At 70.2% G+C, this 3,813-nt stretch carries 1 protein-coding gene; it reads left to right on the top strand.

The genetic code is table 11. From position 1 onward, the window contains the following. On the top strand, window positions 1-3,813 hold a 3,813-nt coding region (locus E6R60_RS36310; protein ID WP_136330998.1), incomplete at both ends, for a type I polyketide synthase.

Below are 3,813 nucleotides of genomic sequence, written 5' to 3'. Positions count from 1 at the left end.
TCCAGGGCCTGAGCGAACTCTGGCGCAAGGACAACACCGCCTACGGGATCGTTCGCCTCCCCGACCACCTCAAGCCCGACGACTTCGGCATCCACCCCGCACTCCTGGACGCCGCCCTGCACACCCTGGTTGCCGTACAGAACGAGACGGGTACGCAGGACGGCGCGTTGTTGCCGTTCGAGTGGACCGGTGTCGAGCTCCACGCGTCCGGCGCCACCGAACTGCGCATACGCATCGATCTCGACAACACCCACGACCACCTCAGCCTGTGGGCCACTGACCCGGCCGGACACCCGGTCGCCCACGCATACGGACTCCAACTGCGCCGAGCCTCGGCGGACCGCATCCGCTCCGGCGCACCGGCCGAGCACCTCTACCGCGTCGAGTTCCAGCCCGCCCCGGCACCTGAGGAAGCACCGGAAGGACAGACCTGGGTCCTCGGCGGCAACGGCGATCTCGCCCGCACTCTGAACGCGGAACACATCGCACAGACCGACGGGCTCCTCGCACGACTGGACGAAGACAACGAACCGCCCCTGCACATCGTGGTCGACGCCACGGGTGACACTTCCGGCGAGGTGCTGGAGGTGACCGCTGACGCGTTGGTCACGGCGCAGCGGCTGCTGGCCGAACCGCGTCTGGAAGCGTCCGAGTTGACGTGGGCTACGTGCGGTGCGGTGGCTGTGGGCGACGAGGTCGAGGACCTGACCCGCGCTCCGCTGTGGGGTCTGCTGCGGACGGTGCGGGCCGAACATCCGGAGCGGGTGGTTCGGCTTGTCGACGTCGACCCGGACGACGTCGCGGTGCCGTTCGTCGTGGGTGAGCCCGAGGTCGTCGTACGCGGCGGTGAGGTCCGGGTGGCCCGGCTGGTCCCTGCGGCGGGCAGCGAGGACGCGGCACCGCTCTTCGCCCCCGACGGACGGGTCCTGATCACGGGCGGCACCGGCGAACTCGGCCGCGCGGTGGCCGCACACCTCGTACGCGAACACGGCGTACGCCACCTCGTACTCACCTCCCGGCGCGGCCCGGACGCCACCGGAGCCGACGAACTGCTCACAGAGCTGACCACCGCCGGAGCCGACACCGTACAAGTGGTTGCATGCGACGTGTCCGACCATGACGCGATCGCCGCCGTGCTGTCCGACGGCACACGACCCTGGACCGGCGTCTTCCACCTGGCCGCCGTACTCGACGATGGCGTACTCGCCTCCCAGACCCCCCAACGCCTCGCCCACGTATGGGCCCCGAAAGCCCAGGGCGCGCTCCACCTCCACGAACTGACACGAACCATGGACCTCGCGGCCTTCGTCCTGTTCTCATCAGCCGCTGGAGTACTCGGTGGGGCAGGGCAGTCCAACTACGCCGCGGCCAACGCGTTCGTGGACGCCCTGGCCGTCCGTCGACGCTCCGAAGGCCTCCCCGCCACCAGCGTGTCGTGGGGTCTGTGGCAGCAGGCCGGGATCGGGCTCACCGCCGGACTGGGCCAGGCGGAACTGGCACGGCTGCGCCGCCAAGGGGTCGGCGCGCTGACCGAGAAGCAAGGCCTGGCCGCCCTGGATGCGGCCCTCACCCACACCCTCGCCCACCTCGTCCCCGTAAGGATCGAGCGGGCCGCCCTGCAACGCGAAGCGGACAGCGGCGGACCGGTGCCGGCCCTCTACCGAGGGCTGCTGCGTGCCCGGCGCAAGCGCGCAGGAGAGTCCGCCGCGACTCCGTCCGGGCTGCGCGAGCAGCTGACGGCTCTTCCCGAGGCCGAGCGCCGGACGGAACTGACCCGGCTCGTCCAGCGTGAGGCCGCGGTGATCATGGGTGTCTCCGGTGCGGACGGGATCGGTGCGCAACAGGTTCTCAAGGAGCTGGGGATCGACTCCCTGATGGCGGTCGAGCTGCGGCGTCGTCTGTCGGCGGAGACAGGACTGACGCTGCCCTCCACCCTCGCCTTCGACTACCCCACCCCAGCTGCCGTCGCAGGTCTCCTCCTGGAGAGGTTCGCTCTCTCGGACCGGCCGAAAGCCCCCCTCGCACGCGCTGCCCGGAGGCCGGGGACCGGAGACGACCCGATTGCTGTGGTGTCGATGGCGTGCCGCCTTCCGGGCGGGATCGACACGCCGGAGGCGTTCTGGGAGTTGCTGTCGACCGGTGGGGACGCGGTGGGTGGTCTGCCGTCGCGGTGGGACGGCCTGGGCGTGTACGACCCCGACCCCGAGGCCGTCGGCAAGAGCTATGCCCGCGAGGGCGGCTTCATCGACGACATCGAACGCTTCGACGCCACCTTCTTCGGGATCTCCCCGCGCGAGGCCGTCTCGATGGACCCGCAGCAGCGGCTGGTCCTCGAAACGGCCTGGGAGGTCCTGGAGCGGGCCGGCATCCGCCCCGAGTCGCTGGCCGAGAGCAGCACAGGCGTCTACCTCGGCGCCATGACCTCCGACTACGGCCACCAGGGGCACGACCTGGACGCCCTCGACGGCTACACCAGCACCGGTTACGCCAGCAGTGTCGTCTCAGGCCGGGTCTCGTACGCGCTCGGCCTCCAGGGCCCTGCCGTCACGGTCGACACCGCCTGCTCCTCCTCGCTGGTCGCCATGCATCTCGCGGCCACCGCATTGCGCCAGGGCGAGTGCGAACTCGCCCTCGTCGGAGGCGCCACGGTCATGAACACTCCCGCGTTGTTCGTGGAGTTCTCGCGGCTCAAGGGCATGGCCGCGGATGGTCGTTGCAAGTCTTTCTCGGCTGCCGCGGACGGTGCGGGGTGGGCCGAGGGAGTGGGCGTACTGCTGCTGAAGCGGCTGTCGGTCGCGGAGCGTGATGGTGACCGGGTGCTGGCGGTGCTGCGGGGCAGTGCGGTGAACCAGGACGGGCGCAGCCAGGGTCTGACCGCCCCGAACGGGCCCTCACAGCAGCGGGTGATCCAGGACGCGTTGGAGGCGTCGCGGCTCACTCCGGCTGATATCGATGCGATTGAGGCGCATGGCACGGGGACGTCGTTGGGTGACCCGATCGAGGCGGGTGCGCTGGCGGAGGTGTTCGGTCCCGGTCGCAGCGAGGACCGGCCGGTCTACCTCGGCTCGTCGAAGTCGAACATCGGTCACGCCCAGGCCGCCGCCGGTGTCATCGGCGTCATGAAGATGGTCCTCGCCCTCCAGCACGAGTTGCTGCCGCAGACCTTGCACGCCGGGGAACCGAGCCCGCTCGTCGAGTGGGAGACCAGCGGTCTGGCGTTGTTGCAGGACGCCCGGGCGTGGGAGCGGGACGCTGGTCGTGTGCGCCGTGCGGGTGTGTCGTCGTTCGGTCTCAGTGGTACGAACGCCCACGTCATCATCGAGGAACCGCCGGTCGCGAAGCCGGCCGAACCCGCAACCGCGGACGCCCGGCCGTTGCCGGTGGTGGTGTCCGGACAGAACGAGGAAGCGGTCCGGGCCCAGGCGGGTCGTTGGGCGGAGTGGATCGCCGGGAACCTGGACGTGAGCCCGGCCGGCATCGCGGTGACGGCTGCACGGCACCGTACTCATTTCGAGTCGCGGGCGAGTGTCGTCGCGGCTGGCCGTGGCGAATTGGTCGAGGCGTTGTCTGCCCTGGCTGAGGGGCGGTCGCATGACGCGGTGGTGACCGGTGGTTCCGGGCGGCGCGGGAAGGTGGTCTTCGTTTTTCCGGGTCAGGGTTCGCAGTGGGTGGGGATGGGGCGTGTCCTGCTGGAGGAGAGTGGGGTTTTCCGGCGGGTGGTTGAGGCGTGTGATGTGGCGTTGGCGCCGTTCACGGGTTGGTCGGTGCGTGAGGTGTTGGCGGGTGTGGAGGGTGAGCATCCTCCGTTTGACC

The sequence above is a fragment of the Streptomyces sp. A0642 genome, from assembly GCF_004795105.1.
GTDB lineage: Bacteria > Actinomycetota > Actinomycetes > Streptomycetales > Streptomycetaceae > Streptomyces.
This window is presented reverse-complemented; position numbering and strand designations above follow the sequence as displayed.